This window comes from Streptomyces sp. NPDC088194 (assembly GCF_040702025.1).
Taxonomy (GTDB): domain Bacteria; phylum Actinomycetota; class Actinomycetes; order Streptomycetales; family Streptomycetaceae; genus Actinacidiphila.
In genome coordinates this window covers 1-18,964 of record NZ_JBFBIV010000052.1, presented here as the reverse complement: position 1 = coordinate 18,964, position 18,964 = coordinate 1, and the positions used below count along the sequence as shown (strand labels likewise).

The following is an 18,964-nucleotide window of genomic DNA, read 5'->3' as shown; positions in this document are numbered from 1 at the left end:
CCGGCGCCGGGCTACGAGCCCAGCAGCCGCATCCGGGTGGTGGCGCTGAAGTTCGCGGCCAGGGTGATCGCCGGATCGGTGTAGTTGCCCCAACCGAGGTCGGGGTAGTTGATCCGCGCGCTGGTGATGAGCCGGACGCCCGGCTCCTGGGCGGCGAACGGGTCGGCGCTGAGCACCTCGAAGGCGTCCAGCGACACGAAGGTGTCGCTCGCCGCCGTGTTCCTGTCGCCCGTGACCCGTACCGACACCGTGTGCCGGCCTTCCGGCAGGTTCGCGAGCTCGAAGACCTTCTGGGCGGCGTTCTTGGCCGCGGCGTAGAGGTCCACGCGGGTGGCCGCGCCGCCGTCGACGCTGATCTCCGCGATGCCCTGGGTCGGCCCCTTCGGGCAGATCACGCGGACGCCGTTGCCCCAGAAGTCCGCGTGCGCGGTGTGCCCGGCCTTCCGGCTGAACGACTCGGTCCGGTCGAGGTCGTCCTGGGTCCAGCTCTGGGAGGCGTCCGCGTGGGTCCACTCCCCCGCGTACACCACCCGGTCCGAGGCGTCGTCGATGACCGGGTCGATGACCCGGAACGCGTCGACGAGGGCGTAGGTCCCGCTGGACGCCGCGTTCTTGGTGCCGGTGCACTCCACGGTGAGGGTGTGGCTGCCGCGGGGCAGCGGGTCGCTGCGGAACACCAGCCGGCCCGGGGTCTTGCCCGATCCGTAGAGGTCCACCGTGGCCTTGACGGCGCCGTCCACGGAGACCTTGACGATGCCGAGGTTGTCCGCCAGCGCCGAGTACAGCGCGACCCCGGTGCCGGTGAAGGCCAGCGTCGCGGTGTCGCCGGCGGTGTTCGAGAAGGACTCCGTGCCGAACAGGTCACCGCTGGTGTAGCCCGAGTCGGTGCCGGCGTGGGTCCAGGCGCCGGTGTAGACGACCTGCGAGGACGCGTCGTCGATCAGCTCCGGCTCCACCGGCGCCAGCCGCACCGCGTCCGTGCCGTCCGACTCGACCTGCACGCCCGGCCCTGACGCGCCGGAGGTCGCCTTGGCCAGCCGCACCCCCGTCTTGGTGCTGCGGAAGTCGTTGGTCCACTGCGCCGCACCGTCCTTGCCGAACAGGAAGTAGCTGTGGGTGTCCTGGCCCCACGGCCACGTCGGCTGGGTCCGGTAGCCGTCCGTGCCCGACGCCCGCGTCTTCGTCGCGGTGCCGGTGGTACGGCCGATGTGGTCGTCGGGGTAGGCCGTCCACTGGCCGTCCCGCTGCCAGGTGAAGGTGTCGGTGCCGTCGGCGAGCGTGTAGGAGACGCCCACATCACTGACCTGGCCGGTCGGCGGATCGGCGAGCGTGTACGTGGTCGTCAGCAGCCCCCGCCCGTCGACGGCCACCTGGATCGTGGTGTCGACCGCCCCGAACCGGCCCTTCAGCGTGACGACGGCCTGCCCGCCGCTGGTCGCCACCGTCGCCGAGCCCCCCGTCCAGGCCCCGGGCACCGCGCGGGAGATGACCAGGTCCGGGCCGCCGATCAGGACCTGCGCGTCGTGGGCCGTCGCCTCCGTCAGCCGTCCGGCCGCCTTGTCGAAGACGACGGTGAACGGTGCGTCGACCCCGCTGACGGTGATGGTGTCCGCCGTCTCGTGGACCGTGGGAGCGGTGCCGCCGACCGGCGTGAAGACGGGCGTCCTACGGCTGTTCAGCCACAGGCGGTACTCGTCCACCACCGACGAGCCGCGGCTGAAGGTCAGGTGCAGCACGTCGCCGGCCGACCAGGGACCCTTCGGGACGGTGAGCGTTCCGCTCTTCCTCGGCGGGATGTCGACGCCGGTCAGCTTGCCGGAGCGGGTACCGATCTGCCAGGCGACGGTCAACTCGCCCAGGTTGCTGTGGTCGTGCCAGTTGGCCACCGTGACCGGGACGCTGCCGCCCGGGGTCAGCCCGGTCAGCACCCCGTCGGCGATCTGCACCGGCGAGTACGCCTTCTTGGTCAGCCAGTGCTCCGGCTTGTGCCGCCGCCACAGGTCGATGATGCCCCACTCGCCGTAGCCGACCGGCCCGGACGGCAGGTGGTACACGTCGTCGATCGCGGCCCAGATCGCACCGCCCACCACGCCGCTGGTGGCACGGAACCTGGCGGCGAGCTTCGCGATGCTGTGGCCCCAGAAGTCGCGAACCCCGGGGTCGGTGCGCAGCGTGTCCACGATGTAGCACGGGCAGTGGGCGAACTCGTCGTACTGGATCGGCTGGGCGGAGTTGCCGTTCGCGGTGCCGAGGCTCGGGTAGTGCCCGCTGTAGATGTCGGCCTGGGTGCCGCCGTTGTTCTGCGACGCGTCCTCGAAGACGGTCGGCCGGCTGGTGTCGGTCTGGTGGGCGTAGGTGTTCTCCGCGGCGAAGTTGCGGCCCATGCCGCTCTCGTTGCCCAGCGACCACTCGATGACCGCCGCGTGGCTGCGGTCGCGTTCCACCATCTCCGCGAACTGCGCCATGTACTGGTCGGTGTAGGCGGGGTCGTCGACGGTGTCGTACTGGAAGCAGACCGGCGCCTCCACCTCGACGTACAGGCCCAGCCGGTCCGCCCAGTCGAGCATGGCGGGCGTCGGGGGGTAGTGCGAGGTGCGGATGAAGTTGCAGTTGGCGTCCTTGTAGGCGCGAAGGGCCTGTTCCTCCATCGCCGATGTCGTCGAACGGCCCATCTTCTCGGTGATCGTGTGGTGGCAGACGCCCAGCAGGTGCACCGGAGCGCCGTTGACCAGCAGTTGGTTGCCCTGCACGGCGACCTGACGGAATCCGATCGCCTTGCTCACCGTCTGGGTCGTGCCCTGGGCCTGGAAGGTGGCGCGCAGGGTGTAGAGGTCGGGGTGCTCCGCGTCCCACTTGCTCGGCGCCTTGATCGGGATCACGGCGGTGGCCTGCGGCGCGGCCGCGGTCAGCGCCACGGTCGAGGGAGAGATCGCCACCGCGTGCCCTCGCGGGTCCACGAGTGCCAGTCGCACCGTGCCGCCGGCACCCGCCGGCAGGTCGGCGGCCACGGTGACGGCGAGCTTGGCGTCGGTGAACGTGGCGTCGAACGTCGTGTCCGCGTGCAGCCGCGTGAGGTACGCCTTCGGTACGGCGACGAGGGTGACGTCGCGCAGGATGCCGCCGATGATGTGGTGCGCGTACTCGGACTGGTCCGCGATGCTCGTCGGCCGGTCGGTGACGCCGACGGTGACCACGGCCTGCCGCCCCGGGGTGACCAGTGCGGTGATGTCGGCGTACCAGGTGGTGAATCCGCCGTCGTGCGTGCGCACCAGCGTGCCGTTCACCCACAGGCGGGCGTCGCTGTAGACGCCGTCGAACCGCAGCATGACCCGCTTGCCGGCGAAGTCGGCCGGGATGGCGACGGATACGGCGTAGGCGCACTCCGTGTTCGACGGCACGGTCTCGCCCTGGAGCGCCGGTTCGCCGGGCACGGCGATCGGATGCCACGACGAGGTGTCGGTGCCCTTCGCCCAGAACGACGCGGGCGGGCTCGTGGTGTACCGCCAGCCCGTCGTGAGCGGAACCGTGGGGGTACGCACACCGGAGACGGTGTCGGGCAGCGGCGGGATGAGCGGGAGCGGGACCCCGGTCGCGGCGCCGGCCGGGGCGGCGAGGAACACCTCCCCCGCGGCGGAGAGGATTCCCGCGGCCGCCAGGCCCTTCAGTGCTGCTCGGCGGGAGAGACCACGGGGAACTCCCGGGTCTGCGGCGGTGGAAGCCGCCGGTGTTGAGCGACGCGGTGGGATCACGGTCGACCCTTCCTTAACAACTAGGCTGCTAAGCATATATACGAGAAGCGCGTTCCCTGTGCAATACCTCGTACGGCCAAGGCTCTGCCGGATGCCGGCCGGACGGACGGCGGAGGGCGGGCCGCTCCACCCGGCCGCCGGCGGCACGGCGGCGCGGTGGTCCGGCGGCGCGGTGGTCCGGCGGCCATGACGACGAGGCCCCCGCCGGCGGCGGGGACCTCGCGGCTCGTGCCGGCGGGGCGAACGGGTCCGGCCCGGCACGGCGTTCTCGTCAGGACACGTTCTGCAGCGTCCACTGCTGATCGGCCTGCGTGCCGCAGGGCCACTGGATGAGGGCGGCGCCGTCCGCGCGCGACCCGCCCTTGACGTCCAGGCAGTTGCCGCTGCGCCGCGCGACCAGTCGCACGTAGCCGCCGGCGTCCTTGACGGTCCACTGCTGGTCCGTCCCCGATCCGCACCGGTGCCGCGTGATCGCGGCCCCGCGGGCCCGCGCACCGCCGCGGGCGTCCAGGCAGGTGCCGTCGGCGCGGTTGACCAGGCGCACCTGGCCGTTGCCCAGTGCGACGGTCTTCCACTGCTGGCCCGCCGCGGTGCTCCCGGTCTGCTGCTCGACCGCGCTGCCGCGTCCGATGCCCACGGTCTTGCCGCTTCGCCGGGAGACCAGCACGGTGGGCGTGTTCGCGCTGTCCCCGCACCCGGTGAAGGTGCAGCCGGGGACCCAGGGGGTCTGGCCCGACTCGTAGGCCCCCTGGTCGGGGGCGCTTCCGGCGTAGCCGTCGGTCACGCCCGGCACGACGGCTCCGGCGTCGACCGCCGGGGAGGCGGGCTGGAGGGTGTAGCCCCCGTGCTCGGGATCGCCGTACCGGGGATCGGGGGCGCCGCCGTCCAGGCTGTGAGTGGTGACGAGGTCGTTGCTCTCGTCCGGAGTGCCGCCGGGAATGGAGAAGTAGGTCTGGTCGGCGGGGCGGTAGCCGTCGAGGATGTTGTTGCGCAGCACCGTGCGGGCGTCGTCCGACGGGTTGGCGTAGTAGTTGCTGATGGTCTTGCCGCCGGCGGAGACGAAGGTGTTGTCGGTGATGTGCCCTTCGAGGTAGGGCAGGTTCTTCCCGGACTGGACGAAGCCGCCGAAGGACATGCCGTTGCCGCCGTGCAGGTTCCAGGCGACGTTGTGGTCGGCGTTCAGGTCGTAGCTGCCGTTGTCGAAGTGCAGGCCGTTGCCGGTCTGCGCCGGGTCGTGCAGCCAGTTGTGGTCGATCCGGGTGCCGGTGTAGGCGGTGTTGCAGCAGGTGTAGACCGCCCCGAGGTCGTAGTTGACCTTGGCGTAGTCGTACATGTCGTTGTAGGCGATGCGCAGGTCGGTGTAACCGGTGTTCGGGTACGCGTTGGTGTTCATGTTGATCACGTCGCGTCCGGTCGTGTGCATGGTGTTGTGCGTGATCGCGACGTCTCGGGCGCCCACCTCCACCGCGATCGCAGCGGTGTAGGTGCCGCCGTAGGCCACGTCGGTGATGAGGTTGTCGGTGATGACGTGGCCGGTGCCCTTGACCGAGACGCCGTTGCCCATCGAGTACTGCAGCGTGCTGTCGCGCAGCACGTTGTCGGTGCCGTGCAGCAGGATGCCGCTGTCGAAGTGGTGGTTGGCGTCGTAGACCCCGTCGTACGGGAGGCTGCTGTCGTACTGGGAGGTCTGCCAGGTGGAGGTGTACCGGGCGGTGATGCCGTCCAGCACGTCGTGCGAACTGCCGTCGTCCGTGGTCACGGAGGTGGCGAACAGGCCGATGCCGCGTACGGTGATGCCGCTGCGGCCGTTCAGGTCGAAGCCGTAGTTGCGCTTCTTCGCGGTGATGCCCGAAGGTGCGCCGCCGTCGGGCGCCCACATGTACAGCTCGTGGGCTCCCGGGTCGTAGTACCAGGCGTCGGGGCCGGTCAGCAGTGACTTCTTGCCGACCAGGCGGAAGCCGGTCGAGCTGCCACCGGGTTCGTTGTGGCCGTCGCTGCCGGGGAAGCCGAGGCTGAGGGTCTTGTTCGTGCCGTCCAGATCTCCGCTGGTCACGGTGGCCGAGTTGGCGACCCAGGCACCGGCCAGGTAGACGGTGGCCCCGGTCAGGTCACCCAGCGCGGGGAACCCGGGGTAGCTGAGCGTGCCGGTCAGCGTGGCGGTGCACGGAGGTGTGGAGCAGGTCGCTCCGGCACCGGAGCGGGTGGACTTCCACCCCGAGGTGACGAAGGAGTCGGCCCAGGGGTCGCTGGAGGCCGCGGGATAGGCGGCCTCGGGGACGACCGTGCCGGAGGAGAAGATCTGGTTGGCCCACAGGTCGCTGTCGGACGGGTACTCGGTCGACGAGTAGGGCGCCGCGGCACTCCCGGCCAGCGTCACCGGCGCCTTGTAGATGTGGCCGCTGTCCAGCGTCCAGCCGTCGACGCGGTCGGTTCCGTCGACGGTCACCTCGGCCCCGGGAGCCGCCGCGAAGGTGATCGGCGCGGCGGCGGTCCCGGACCGCGGCGGGGTGACCGTCTCGCGGTAGGTGCCGCCCGCGATCAGGCAGGTGTCCCCGGGGGCCGCGGTGTCCGCGCACTTCTGGATGGTGCGGAAGGGCGCGTGTGCCGTGCCGGCCGCGGAGTCGCTGCCGGTGGTGGCCACGTAGCGGACCCGCGCCGGCGCGGCGCTCGCGGGCGCGGCGGTCAGGCCCGCGGCCGCTGCCGCGACCACGGTGGTCACGGCGACCGCCCGCCCGGCCCGGCGCCAGTACGGCGATCTTCTGGTGCTGTGCATGGTGTCTCTCCTGAGAGGGGATGGGCCCGCGCCCGGGGTGGTACCGGAAGGGGCGAGGAGCGTCATGCGACGCGGACGAACCGCACGGAGTCGGCGCGCAGGCAGCCGGTGCCGGAACCGGTGGCGGTCACCGTCTGCGTCGTCCCCGCCGGCAACCGGTCGGTGCCCAGCGTCACCCAGCCGGTGGTGCCGCTCCGGCCCGCGACCGTGTGCGGGCCCGCCTCCGCCGGGGAGACGCGGTACGCGATGTCCGGCGGGTTGGCCTGGTCGACGATGTTCCAGGTGTCGATGCGGTACGTCCCGCCGACCGTCGGGGTGAACGTCCACGACGCCCGCGTTCCCGGCGAGCAGCTGTAGCGCGAGGTGGAGTGGGCGAAGCCGGGCAGCGAACTGGTCGCCCAGCCGGGCCCGCTCTCGGAGTAGCCGGTCTGGGTCGGGCCGTCGTTGTCGACGTAGTACGCCTGCTGGTAGTAGCGCACGTAGTCCCAGTCGACGGTGGCGGGCAACTGCGCCGGGTCCGGGGTGTTGTTGAAGGCGATGGTGGTCAGCCAGAGATTTACCCAGTCCTGGACGTTGTCGGCGGCGCTGAACGGGATGGTCCTGGTCAGCACGCCGTCGATGTACTGGCTCACCCCGGTCTCCTCGTAGTCGTAGCCGTAGGTGTGCCAGCCGGCCGAACTGTCGAAGCCCATGTCGTAGTTGCCCGTGGTGGACGTGGTGGTGCCGTAGGCGTTCATCCGGATGTCGCGCGGGCTCGCGGAGTCGATCTCGAAGCCGTCGATCTCACTGGGACGCGGCTTGCAGTCGGAGAAGATGTCATGTCCCGCGCCGCAGGTGGACCAGAAGGCGCTGTGCCAGCCGGGCCCGGTGTTGAGCCTCATCCGGGTCTCGTAGTAGCCGTAGCGGAACTTCGCCTTGCTCACCAGACCGCCGCCGGTGAACGACTTGCCGTTGTAGCTCTCGGCCTTGAGCGCGATGTGCATCGCGCCGCCGGACTCCGAGACGTTCTCCGCGCGCTGCGCGCTGTTCCCGCGGACGTCCGTGCGGTGGTTCCACACCGACGTGTCGACCGCGGTGCCGTTGAACTCGTCGTCGAAGGTCAGGGCGTACTGCGGGGTCGGAGCAGCCGCGTGGACCGCGGCGGGCCGTGCCAGGCCCGCGGCCGACAGTGCCGCGAGCAGGGCGAGCACGGCCAGGACCGCGCGCGGGCGGAAGGCGGACGCGCTCACGGCTGTCTCCCGTCACGGAGAGAGCGCCGGCCGTGAGGTGGGAGGTCCGAGCCGTTCGGACAGCGCCGGACGGGAGCTCCGGGAGGGGCGGGAAGACTCCTGGACATGGGGTCCTGCCTTTCGGGAACACCGGCTCGATACGGCCGGGCGAAGAGGGGAAGGGGGCCCTCGGGACGTCGCGTCGAGGGTCATGGGGAGGCCATGAGGAGGGAGGCCGGACACGCGGAAGGGAGGTGCGGAAGCTGCGGCTCCTGACCGGCTTGCGGCCGAGTGTTCCCGGGAACAATCACCGCAGTCAAGATGTCTGCGCAACATCGTCGTCATCCGAATGACACGGAGCGGCCGCCGTCCGGCGACGGTCCGCTCGGACGAACCCTCCCGGCGCGGCACCATTTTGTGCGCTTTTCCGCACATCCGAGGACCCCTTCCGCGGCCGGTCGGAAGCGGCTCGATTGACCATGCACATGGTCCCGGTAACATGTCGACAAGGGGCACGCCCAGTGCCCGGGAACGCGAGGAGGACAGCGATGCGGGGGGTGTCCGCAGCCGACGAAGGCGCCGGGACCGGACGCAGCGGCGCCATCATGGTGGACGTCGCCGAACGTGCGGGGGTCTCCAAACAGACCGTGTCGCGGGTCTTCAACAACAGTTCGAACGTCAGGCCCGAGACCCGCCAGAAGGTGCTCGCCGCGGCCGCCGAACTGGGCTACCAGCCCAACCACTCGGCACGCGCCCTGACCACCGGCCGCACCCGCACGCTCGGGGTGATCACGTCCGACGCCGTCAGCTACGGTCCTGCGGCAACCCTGCACGCGATCAGCGGAGCGGCCCGCGACCGCGGGTACTTCGTGACGGCGATCCCGCTCAGCGCGCTGACCCGTGCCGCGGTCACCGACGCCGTGCTGAGGCTCATCGGCCAGTCCGTGGACGGGATCATCGTGATCGCGTCCCGGACGCCGGTGGCCCGCGCGCTCGCCGACGCCTCGCACAAGGTGCCGCTGGTCATGCTCGACATGAGCTTCGACGAGTCCGTGCCCGTCGTCACGGTGGACGAGGAGCAGGTCGCCCGGCAGGCCGTCGACTACCTGCTGCACCTCGGCCACCGGACCGTGCGGCACATCGCCGGCCCGCCGGACTCGATCGCGGCCGAGGGGCGGGCCGCCGGCTGGCGATCGGCCCTGCGTGCCGCGGGAGCACCGGAACCGCGTGTCCTGGTCGGCGACTGGAGCGCCACCTCGGGATACGTCCTGGGCCGGGAGTTGGCCGCGGACCCCGACGTCACCGCCGTCTTCGCCGCCAACGACCAGATGGCCATGGGGGTGCTGCGCGCGATGCACGAAGCCGGCCGCCCGGTCCCCGAGCAGGTCAGTGTGGTCGGCACGGACGACATCCCCGAGTCCTCGCACACGATCCCGCCGCTGTCCACGGTGCGGCACGACTTCGCCGAGATCGGCCGTCGGTGCCTTGCCCTCATGCTCGACCAGTTGGAGAGCGCGCCGCGCCCGTGGGCGCGCTCCACCGTGCAGTCCGAACTCGTCGTCCGCAGGAGCAGCGGGCCGCCACCCGCGCGCTGACAGCGGGCGGGTGGCCGCCGGTCAGGCCATCAGGTCCAGCCCGATCTGCACCGGTCCGCGGCGCATGCCACCGGCCAACGGCGGCGGCGTCTTCGGGGATCGGACCCGGGACCTCGCCATCACGGCACCTGCCGGACGAACTTCACCGCGTTGGCGCGCGAGTACGCCGCGCTGCCGGTGAGCTTGACGTATCCGGACGTACCGCGGCCGAACTGGTAAGTGCCCAGGTCCAGCCAGCCGGTGGCACCGATGGTCCCGTTGACGACGCTGCGGTGCACCCGGTGCCCGTCGCCCACCTCGACCGTCTGGTCCGGGTCGGCCGCTGTCTGGCTGGCCTCCTTGTAGAGGTACACGTGGTACTTCCCCGAGGACAGCAGGTCCGGCCGCCAGGTCGCGGTCGCGCCGGGCCGCGTCGCGTAGCGGCTCCTGGTGCCCGCGGTGTAGCCGGTCTGGTTGCTGTCGGCCCAGGACCCCGTCTCGCTGTACCCGGTCGCGGTGGCGTTGTCGACGTAGTAGTCGCGCTGGTAGTAGCGCACGTAGTCGAAGTCGCAGTGGCCGGGCAGCGCCGAGTCGTCGACGGTCTGGGTGGCGATGTCGGTCAGCCAGATGTTGAGCGGATCATGGGTGTCGATGGATGCCGGGTACGGGGCCTCGTAGGCGAGCTTGCCGTCCACGTAGAACGCGACGTGCTGCTCGGTCCACTCGAAGCCGTAGGTGTGCCAGGCGGCGGAGGTGTCGAACGGCAGGGTGTAGTTGTTGCTGGTCGGGTTGTATCCGGAGACCGCCGGAAACCACGGGATGATGTTGTGCCGGATCGTGCTCGGCGTCGAGGAGTCCACTTCGAAGCCGTCGATCTCGGTGCGCCGGTCGGCGTTGTAGGTGTCGCTGCCGTCACCGGCCTGGGCCCAGAACGCGCTGTGCCAGCCCGCGCCGGCCGTCGTACGCGCGCGCACCTCGTAGTAGCCGTACCGGAGTTTCTGCTTGCTGACCACTCCCCCGCCGGTGTAGGCGAAGTCCCCGACCGTCTGCTTCTTGACGTTGATCCGCAGGTGGCCGTCGCCCTCGGTGACGTTTTCCGGCAGTTGCGCGCTCTTCGCCTTCTGGTCGGTGCGGTAGTTCCACTTCGAGGTGTCGACCGATGTCCCGTTGAACTCGTCGTCGAAGGCGAGGGTGTAGCCGCCGCCCACGGGCAGGGCGGCAGCACCGTGCTGGAGGGCCGGGTGGGCGGCGTCCGACGGGGCCGCCGACGCGACCGCCGTGCCGGTGAGCGCGAGCAGCCCGAACCCCGCGAGGAGCGGGAGCATCCTGCTCGGTCTGCGCACCACGGCGCGCCACTTGGGGGAGCGTGTGCTGGTGGACATGGGAAAAGGTCCCTTCTGGGAGGGTGGAGGGGATTCCAGGTGCCGAACCTCATGAATCTCGATCAGGAGCTCATGAGTGCCTTGATGTCGGACGCGGCTTGCTGCATGGCGTGCTTCGGGCTGGCCTGCCCGGTGAGCGCCGCCTGGACCTGGGTCGCGAGCGCGGTGTCCATCTGCGCGCCCTTCGGATAGCCCCAGAACGGCCCGGGGCGCGCCGTCTTGGTGATCAGGGACGACCACCGGGAGGTGTAGGTGTCCTTGGCGACATCGGGCCGAGCAAGTCCGGCGGTGGTGGCCGGCGGGTACGACGTCTTCTCGAACCAGGTGGTGAGGGCGGCCTGGTCAGTGGTCAGCCATGAGGCAAGCTGTGTGGCCCTGTCCGAGCCCGTGCCCTTGAACACCACCAGGACGTGGCCCCAGAGCATGGCCTGCGGGGTGTCCCCCGCGTGCACGACCGGCCGCGGAACGGGGGTCAGCTTCTTCGCCAGTTCCTTGTCGCTGGAGGCCGCGGCGACGGCTCCACGGCCGCTGATCGCGTCGTCGTAGATCGCGGCCTTCTTCTGTGCGAACAGCGCGCGTGCGTCGAAGCGGTCGACGTCCGGCGCGATGAGCTTCTTGTCGTAGAGCTTCTTGTACCAGGTCACTGCTTCGACGCTGCCGTCGTCGCCGAGGGTCACCTTGCCGTCGGCGATGATGCTGCCGCCGAAGGTCCAGATCCACGGCTCGATGTCCTTCAGCTGCGTGACCTTGGTCGAGCCGGCGTACGGCGTGACACCGGTCGCCTTGAGTTCGGTGAGCAGGGCTTCGAAGTCGTCGATCGTGGCCGGCAGCGCCTTGGCACCGACCTGGTCGAGCATGTCCTGGTTCGCGATCAGGCCGATCGAGGCAGTGGTCCACGGCAGTCCGTACTGCACGCCGTCGGCCTTGCCGCTGGTCAGCGCGGCCGGGGTGTAGCCGCCCTGGGCGGCGGGGGTGCCCAGGTCCACGAGTCTGCCGAGGGCCGCGGCCTGGCCGAGCCAGGCGATGTCCATCTGCGCCGCGCCGCTCAACTCGCCGCCGCGCGCCTGGAGTGTGAACTGGCTCAGGTAGTTGTCGTAGGGGAACGCCGTCTTTCTGAGCTTCACGTGGTTGTTGCCGGCCCACGTGGCGAGCAGGGAGTTGAGGGCGTCCTTCGACGACGCCTCGTTCAGCGACCAGCCGGTGAAGCCGAAGCCGGTGGCCTGTGCGTCGCCGTGGGTGCTCCCGCTGCTGCTGGGCGCGCAGGCGCCCACGAGGGCCGCCCCGGTCGCCGACCCGATCAGGCCGAGCAGCGACCGTCGGGTGAGTAGGGTTTCGGTGCCCATGGTGGTTCTCCGATCAGGATTCTTTTCAGCCTTTGACGGCGCCGGAGGTGAGTCCGGCGACCAGGTAGCGCTGCAGGAAGGCGAAGGCCACGACGACCGGGACGGACACCGCGAGCGAAGCCGCCATCAGATCGGCCCAGGAGGTCTGGAATTCGCCGATGTAGGTGTTGACCAGGCCCGGTGGCAGGGTCTGTGTCCTGGGTCCTGACAAGGTGAGCGCGAAGATGAAGTCGTTCCAGCCGCGGACGAACGCGAACAGTCCGGCCGCGATCAGACCCGGTCGGGTCAGCGGCAGGACCACCGAGTGCAGCGTCCGCCAGCGCGAGGCCCCGTCGATCCGCGCCGACTCGATGAGGGAGTCCGGGATGCCGTCGAAGAAGCCCTTGAGCATCCACACGCAGAGCGGCAGCGTGAACGTGGAGAACGACAGGATCAGCGCGAAATAGGTGTTGAGAAGGTGGTAGGCGTTGAAGAGTGCGTACAGCGTCACCAGCAGCAGTGCCTGCGGGAACATCTGGGACGCGAGGATCGTGTACATCAGCGTCGACCGGCCGCGGAAGCGGAACTTCGAGAACGCGTAGGCCATGTAGGCGGCCACGATGACGCTGAGCACCGCGGTGCTGAGGGACACGATCGCGCTGTTGAGCAGATACCGCAGCAGCTGCGCGTTGTGACCCAGACTGGTGAAGTGACTGAACGTCACCGATGTCGGGAACAGCCGCGGCGGGAACCTGAAGACGGCTCCGTCGGGCGTGATCGCCGTCACGACGAACCAGTAGACGGGCAGCAGCCCGAAGCAGCCGATGACGGCGACGGCCGCCCATGCCGCCACGCGCTGGCGTCGGAGGTCGGCGCGACCTCCGCGTCGACGGCGCCGGGCGCCGGGCTCCTCGCCGGCCACCTCGCGTGTTTCGGTCGCCGCACGGCTGAAGGCCACGGTCATCGCGATGCTCCTCGCTCGCTCAGCCACACGTATCCCGCGGTCAGCACCAGCAGGATGACCATCCACAGCGCGCCCAGCGCCCCGGCCCGTCCGACGTCGAAGCCGGTGAACGCGGTCTGGTAGAGATCCACGGCCAGCGTGGTGGTGGCCTTGGCGGGTCCGCCGCCGGTGAGCACGTAAATGGTGTCGAAGTGCTGGAAGTTCCAGATGAACTCCAGCAGCAGCACGATGCCCGCGATCGGGCGCAGGTGCGGCACCGTGAGGGAGAAGAAGCGCCGTACGGCTCCCGCGCCGTCCATGGCCGCCGCCTCGTACAGTTCGCCGGGCACGGTCTGCAGCCCGGCGAGCAGCATGACCATCATCCAGGGGAAGCTGGCCCAGCTCTTGGCGACGATGACCGCGATCATGGCGGTGCCGGGCCGGGCGAGCCAGGCGACGCTGTGGTCGATGAGGTGCAGGTCGAGCAGGACGCCGTTGAGGACGCCGTAGTTGGCGTTGAAGATCCACAGCCACAGGAACGAGACGACGACGCTCGGCATGACCCAGGGCAGGAGGAAGACCCCGCGCAGCACCGCTCGCCCCCGGATACCGGTGTTGAGGGCGAGTGCCAGGCCCAGTCCGAGGACGAAGGACAGCGCGGTGGTGCCTGCGGTGAAGACCACCGTGCGTTCCAGCGCCGGCCAGAAGTCCCCGTCCAGCACGGCACGGAAGTTGCGCAGTCCGACGAAGCTGCGCCCCGGGGTGACGAGGCTCTGCCGGAAGAAGCCGCTCACGATGGACGCGACGAGCGGGTAGGCCACGATGGCGAGGAACAGGGCGAGTCCCGGCAGGACGAGCAGGGCGACGAAGCCGAAGTCGCCGCGTAGGCCGCGCGACGACGCGGCTCCGGCCGGCCGTGTGCCGCCCGGTTCGAGAACGGTCTGGTCCGACATAGGACCTCTCTTGGGTACATGTCGCAATCTGCGAATATCCGGAACGGCCAGGACGCTAGGTGCCGCCGACGGACGCTGTCAACCAATCCGACAGCAAAATCCCTCCGCTTCTGCATGTCGCATGCACATGAGGGGTTTCCGCGTGCAACGCGTCCACCTGACCCAGCAGCCGCCGCCGGTGACATCCCATGTCCAAATCCGCTTCTCGGCAAGAGGGTTCTCGCGGATTGGTCACAACATCCCGTTAAGTCGTCTTTCTCCGGCCGCGCGTAGAGGGCTTCCCCTGCCCACGTGCCGAACGAAGGGCGGGTGCCGGTGGATTCATCCCATGGCTCGCCCGCCTCGCGGCCCGGTGCCGACCCCGATGCCCCGCCGGCGTACGGCGATACGACCGGGACGAGACACGGGCGCCGACGACCTGACCGGCATCGCACGCACCCACTACCGGAGACCGTTCGCTTGGATGCATACTGTGCACATCGAGCGCGTTATATGGATGCCAGTTGCAGTGATGGTGACAGTGGGCGCGCCGCCGACGTGAGGGAGCACAGCACCATGCGGCACGAACACCACCACCACGACATCGTCGTGATCGGCGGCGGACTCGCCGGCGTGTGCGGCGCGATCGCCGCCGCCCGGCTGGGCTCGCGGGTGGCACTGGTCCACAACCGGCCCGTGCTGGGGGGCAACAGCAGCAGCGAGGTCCGGGTGTGGGTCTGCGGCGCGACGGCTCACGGGGTACAGCGGTTCGCCCGGGAGAGCGGCATCATGGGCGAGCTGTACACGGAGAACCAGTTCCGCAATCCCGAGGGCAATCCGTACTACTGGGACCAGGTCGTCCTGGACGCGGTCCGTGCCGAGCCGCTGATCGACCTCTACCTCAACACGGACGTACGCGAGGTCGAGGCGGACGGCCCCGAGGACGCCCGCGCCGTTCGCTCGGTCACCGGCTGGATGATGGGCTCCGAGCGCGTCCTCACCTTCACCGGCGAGCAGTTCCTGGACTGCACGGGCGACGGTCTGGTGGGCCATCTCGCCGGCGCCCGGTACCGGTTGGGGCGGGAGGCACGCCGCGAATTCGGTGAGCCGTGGGCCCCCGAGGAGGCCGACGGGGCACTGCTCGGCTCCACGCTACTCTTCTACACCAAGAAGGCCGACCGGCCGGTGAAGTTCGTGCCCCCGAGCTACGCCAAGGACCTGGCGACGACCCCCATCCTGCGCAACCGCGTGCTGCGCACCGGTGACAACGGCTGCGACTACTGGTGGGTCGAGTGGGGCGGGGAACTGGACACCGTCCACGACAACGAGCGCATCCGCGACGAGTTGTCCGCCGTCATCGCCGGCATCTGGGACCACATCAAGAACTCCGGCGAGTTCGACGCCGACGACCTCGTCCTGGAGTGGGCGGGCAGCGTGCCCGGCAAGAGGGAGTACCGCCGCTTCGCCGGTGACCACGTGCTGACCCAGCAGGACATCCTGGAGCAGCGGCAGTTCGCCGACCGGATCGCCTTCGGCGGCTGGTCGGTGGACCTCCACCCGGTGCAGGGGATGTACGCGGAGGGGCCCGGCGCCCGGCAGCGGTACGCGAACGGGGTCTTCCACATCCCGCTGCGCTGCCTGTACTCGGCGAACGTCGGCAACCTGTTCTTCGCCGGCCGGAACATCTCCGCCACGCACATCGCGTTCGGCGCCACCCGCGTCATGGCCACCTGCGCGACGCTGGGCGAGGCGGCGGGTACGGCGGCGGCCCTGTGCGTCGCGGAGAAGCTGAGCCCGCGCACCCTGGCGACCGAGCACGCGGACCTGGTGGGCCAGGTGCTGCTGCGCCAGGACGCGTCGGTCATGGGCGTCGCCAACACCGACCCCGCGGACCTCGCCCGTACGGCCACCCGGGTCACCGCGTCCTCGCACCTTCGCCGGCTGGCGGCCGAGCCCGCGCCCGGCGGCGGCTGCGAACCGTTCGCCCTGGAGCGTGACATCGGCATCCTGCTGCCCGTCGATCCGGCGCTGGAGTCGGTCGACCTCCTGGTGTCCGCCGGCGACGGCGCCGACCTGACCGTGGAGTTGTGGGGCACCCTCCTGCCGGAGAACGGGGTCCCGCTGGAGCGCCTGGCCGGCACCCGGGTGGCGGTGCCGCCAGGCGGCCCCGGCTGGGTGACGGCGCCTCTCCCCTACCGCCCGGCGTCGCCCGCGAACGTGGTCCTCGTGGTGCGCGCGGCCCCGGGTGTCGCCTTGTACCTGGCGCCGGACCGGACCGAGGGGGTGCTCGCCCTGCGCCGCAAGGCGGACGGTGACGCCGCCGTCGATCACGACATACCCGAGGAGGGCGGCCAGCCGCTCGTGGAGTGGTCCGCCCGCGAGTTGCGCCGGCGCTCGTTCTGCTTCCGGGTCTCCCCCGAAACCTCCGCCTTCGCGCCCACGAAGGCGGTCGGCGGCTACCAACGGCCCTACGGCGGACCCCAGATGTGGGTCTCGCAGACCACTGCCGGGTCGGGCCGCGGCAGCGAGCACCTCCAGCTCGAATGGGACGGCGAGCAGGAGCTGCGGACGGTCCACCTGGTGTGGGACGACGACGTGGACGAGTACCTCAACAACCTGCACCGGCACCGCACCCCGTTCGAGGTGATGCCGGAACTGGTGCGCGACTACCGCCTGCTGGCCCGCACCGCCGACGGAGGGTGGCGGATCGCGGCCGTCGTCGAGGGCAACCGCCGCCGCCACCGGGTGCACCGCTTCACCGACGATCCGCTGCGGACGACCGCCCTGCGCGTGGTGGTGGACGCCACGCACGGCGCGCCCCGCGCGCACCTGTTCGCGGTCCGGGCCTACCGGGACTGACCGGAGCCGCCAGGAGTGACGGGACCTGCCAGAAGTGACGGGACCTGCCGGACCGGCCGGGTCAGTGTGCGCCGAGCGCCTGGCTGACCGCGTCGGCCGCCTCGATGACCTGGCGGGTCAGGTCACCGCTCCGGCCGGCTCCCTCGTTCTCCTCGGCGAGCAGCGAGGCCGGGCCCCACAGCGAGACGGCCGCCACCACCTGGTCCGCGGCGTCCCTGACGGGTGCGGCCACCGAGGCGCGGCCGAGGGCGCGTTCCTCGGCCTCGGTGGCGTAGCCGGTACGGCGCACCTCGTCCACCACGGAGTCGAGCCGGTCGTGGGAGGTGATCGTGTGCTCGGTCGGGGCTTCCAGGTCGGGGCCGAGCAGGTCCCGGCGCTCGGCCCCGGTCATCCGGGACAGCAGGCACTTGCCCATCGCCGTCGCGTGCAGCGGCGCGGTGTGGCCGGCCTGCGTGTAGGCCCGCGGTGTGCGCGCGCCTTCGAAGTTGGCGAGGAACATCAGTTCGCCGCCGCGCCGGATGCCGACATTGGCGCCGAGACCCGTCCGTGCGGCCAGCGCCTGCAGCACCATGCGGGAGGCCCGGTGCACCGGGTCGGCGTTGAGCGCGACGGCGGCCAGCGACACCGTACCCAGGCTGAGCCGGTACAGGCCGCTGACCGGGTCGCGTTCCACCAGGTCGAGTTGTTCGAGGGTGGCCAGCAGGCGCGAGGCTGTGGACGCACCCAGCCCGGCGCCGGCGGCCACATCGGACACCCGGCGCTCCGGCCGTCCCTCGGCGAGGGCCCGGAGCACGGCGGCGGCCCGCTCCACGCTCTGGTTGGTCCCCTGTTCTGCCGCCATTCCGGTCTCCTCTGCAACTTCCATGCACATTCTGCAAGCAGTCTATCCGGAGGCCGGACGCAAGACGGTCGTCGCATCGGAGGACGGCCCCTCGTGACCGCGTGACCGCGTGACCGCGTGCCCGGGCTGCCGCGACCGGGCCCGCCAAGGGGCCGCTGTGCGGCTACTCCTCGGTGGCGGGCCGGTCGGCGCTCCCGGAACCCAGGTGGCGGCGCAGCCACTGCTCGGTCGTGCTCACGTGCATCAGGGCCGCGGCCTGCGCCATGACCGGGTCCCTCGTCTCCAGGGCCGCGTAGATCGCCTCGTGTTCGGCGACGGCCTGGCCCGCGGCGTTGTCGTCGACCATCCCGCGCCACACGCGGGAACGGATGGTACGACTGGAGATGCCGTCCAGCAGGCTGGCCAGCGTGGCGTTCCCGGCGGCCGCGATCACCGCGCGGTGGAAGGCGGCGTCGTGCTCGTTCAGAAGCTCCACGTCGTCGCGCGCCCGGATCATGGCGTCGAGGTGCCGTCTGACGTCGAGGAGTTGCCCATCGGAGATCCGGCCGGCGGCCAGCCCGGTCGCGGCGGGCTCGAACAGCCTGCGCACCTCGGTCACTTCCAGCACCGTGTCGCTGCGGAGGAGTTCGACCGCGGAGCCGATGCCCTCCAGCAGCAGGGCCGGTTCCAGGCTGGTCACGTAGGTCCCGTCTCCGCGCCTGATCTCCAGGACGCGCGCGACGACGAGGGCCTTGACCGCCTCCCGCGTCAGGTTCCGGGAAAGGCCCAACTCGGCCGCCAACTGCTGTTCCGGCGGCAGTTTGCCACCGGGTGACAATTCGCCGGACCGAATGAGTTCCCTTATCCGGGCGATTGCCTTGTCGGTCAGCGACATCGATCGAACCACGCCTTCCCCTGCTCCCGCCGGGATACTAGCAGGTCATCCCATGTCCAGAAGAGGGACGGCTCGGCTTCTCCCGCGCTCAGGCGCGCCCATGTGCCGCCAGGAATGGCTGTCGGTGCGGCCATTCACGGAAAGAGGCATGAGCCCTTGGATACTCGGCATCTCGGACCGGCCGGAAGGAATTCGCCGCGGCCGGTATCGGCCCATTGCGGGCGGCGGTGCCCGGCACCGCGGCCAAAGCCGCAGGACGCGCCCGACCTGGCCTGATGCCGGGTCGGACGCATCGTCGCGGCCGTCAGGGGCGGGGGCTCGCCGCCACGTCGGCGGCCGGCGGCCGGCCGTTCGCCAGTGCCGGCGGGATCGCCCTGCCGCGGGAACCGGGCCCGAGCGGTGGGTCCGTGAACTGACGGCCTGACGCTGACGGTCTGACACTGACGGCCCGACGCTGACGGCCTGCACCCGGGGGCGCCGGCGGCGCCCGCGAAAAGGGATACCCCC

General features: G+C 70.7%; 11 protein-coding genes. 2 read left to right on the top strand and 9 right to left on the bottom strand.

Annotation, left to right across the window (positions count from 1 at the left end):
* Window positions 1–11: 11 nt before the first annotated feature.
* The 3 genes from AB0399_RS25945 to AB0399_RS25935 all read right to left on the bottom strand — a co-directional run bounded on the left by AB0399_RS25945 (window position 12) and on the right by AB0399_RS25935 (window position 7,751).
* Window positions 12–3,749 carry a glycoside hydrolase family 2 TIM barrel-domain containing protein gene (locus AB0399_RS25945; RefSeq protein ID WP_366412966.1) on the bottom strand — a complete coding sequence of 1,246 codons (3,738 nt, stop codon included), beginning with the start codon at window positions 3,747–3,749 and terminating at the stop codon, window positions 12–14.
* A gap of 271 nt (window positions 3,750–4,020) precedes the next feature.
* Window positions 4,021–6,522 carry an RICIN domain-containing protein gene (locus AB0399_RS25940; RefSeq protein ID WP_366412965.1) on the bottom strand — a complete coding sequence of 834 codons (2,502 nt, stop codon included), beginning with the start codon at window positions 6,520–6,522 and terminating at the stop codon, window positions 4,021–4,023.
* A 62-nt stretch (window positions 6,523–6,584) separates the two neighbouring features.
* Window positions 6,585–7,751 (bottom strand): glycoside hydrolase family 16 protein, encoded by a 1,167-nt coding sequence (locus AB0399_RS25935; RefSeq protein ID WP_366412964.1) that lies wholly within the window; start codon window positions 7,749–7,751, stop codon window positions 6,585–6,587.
* A 527-nt stretch (window positions 7,752–8,278) separates the two neighbouring features.
* Here AB0399_RS25935 and AB0399_RS25930 point away from each other — a divergent pair.
* The gene (locus AB0399_RS25930) at window positions 8,279–9,325 is read left to right on the top strand and encodes a LacI family DNA-binding transcriptional regulator (protein ID WP_366412963.1); all 1,047 of its coding nucleotides are present in this window, start codon (window positions 8,279–8,281) and stop codon (window positions 9,323–9,325) included.
* Between the two features lie 119 nt (window positions 9,326–9,444).
* Here AB0399_RS25930 and AB0399_RS25925 read toward each other — a convergent pair whose 3' ends face one another.
* From AB0399_RS25925 to AB0399_RS25910, 4 genes are all read right to left on the bottom strand, one after another.
* Window positions 9,445–10,686: a family 16 glycosylhydrolase gene (locus tag AB0399_RS25925; RefSeq protein ID WP_366412962.1), complete on the bottom strand. Its 1,242-nt coding sequence runs from the start codon at window positions 10,684–10,686 to the stop codon at window positions 9,445–9,447.
* A gap of 62 nt (window positions 10,687–10,748) precedes the next feature.
* Window positions 10,749–12,029, bottom strand: a complete 1,281-nt coding sequence (locus AB0399_RS25920) for an ABC transporter substrate-binding protein (protein WP_366412961.1) — start codon at window positions 12,027–12,029, stop codon at window positions 10,749–10,751.
* Window positions 12,030–12,054: 25 nt separating this feature from the next.
* A complete protein-coding gene (locus AB0399_RS25915; protein WP_366412960.1) occupies window positions 12,055–12,972 on the bottom strand; it encodes a carbohydrate ABC transporter permease in 918 nt (305 codons plus the stop codon).
* Window positions 12,969–13,904 carry a sugar ABC transporter permease gene (locus tag AB0399_RS25910; protein ID WP_366412959.1) on the bottom strand — a complete coding sequence of 312 codons (936 nt, stop codon included), beginning with the start codon at window positions 13,902–13,904 and terminating at the stop codon, window positions 12,969–12,971. Before AB0399_RS25910 ends, AB0399_RS25915 begins: the two co-directional genes overlap by 4 nt.
* Before the next feature lie 555 nt (window positions 13,905–14,459).
* Here AB0399_RS25910 and AB0399_RS25905 point away from each other — a divergent pair.
* Window positions 14,460–16,742 (top strand): FAD-dependent oxidoreductase, encoded by a 2,283-nt coding sequence (locus tag AB0399_RS25905; RefSeq protein ID WP_366412958.1) that lies wholly within the window; start codon window positions 14,460–14,462, stop codon window positions 16,740–16,742.
* 61 nt (window positions 16,743–16,803) lie between these two features.
* On the opposite strand, the gene AB0399_RS25900 is transcribed toward AB0399_RS25905, so the two are convergent.
* The gene (locus AB0399_RS25900) at window positions 16,804–17,583 is read right to left on the bottom strand and encodes an IclR family transcriptional regulator (protein WP_329361875.1); all 780 of its coding nucleotides are present in this window, start codon (window positions 17,581–17,583) and stop codon (window positions 16,804–16,806) included.
* A 163-nt stretch (window positions 17,584–17,746) separates the two neighbouring features.
* Complete coding sequence (locus AB0399_RS25895) at window positions 17,747–18,457, bottom strand: FadR/GntR family transcriptional regulator (RefSeq protein WP_366412957.1); 711 nt, start codon at window positions 18,455–18,457, stop codon at window positions 17,747–17,749.
* Window positions 18,458–18,964 lie beyond the last annotated feature (507 nt).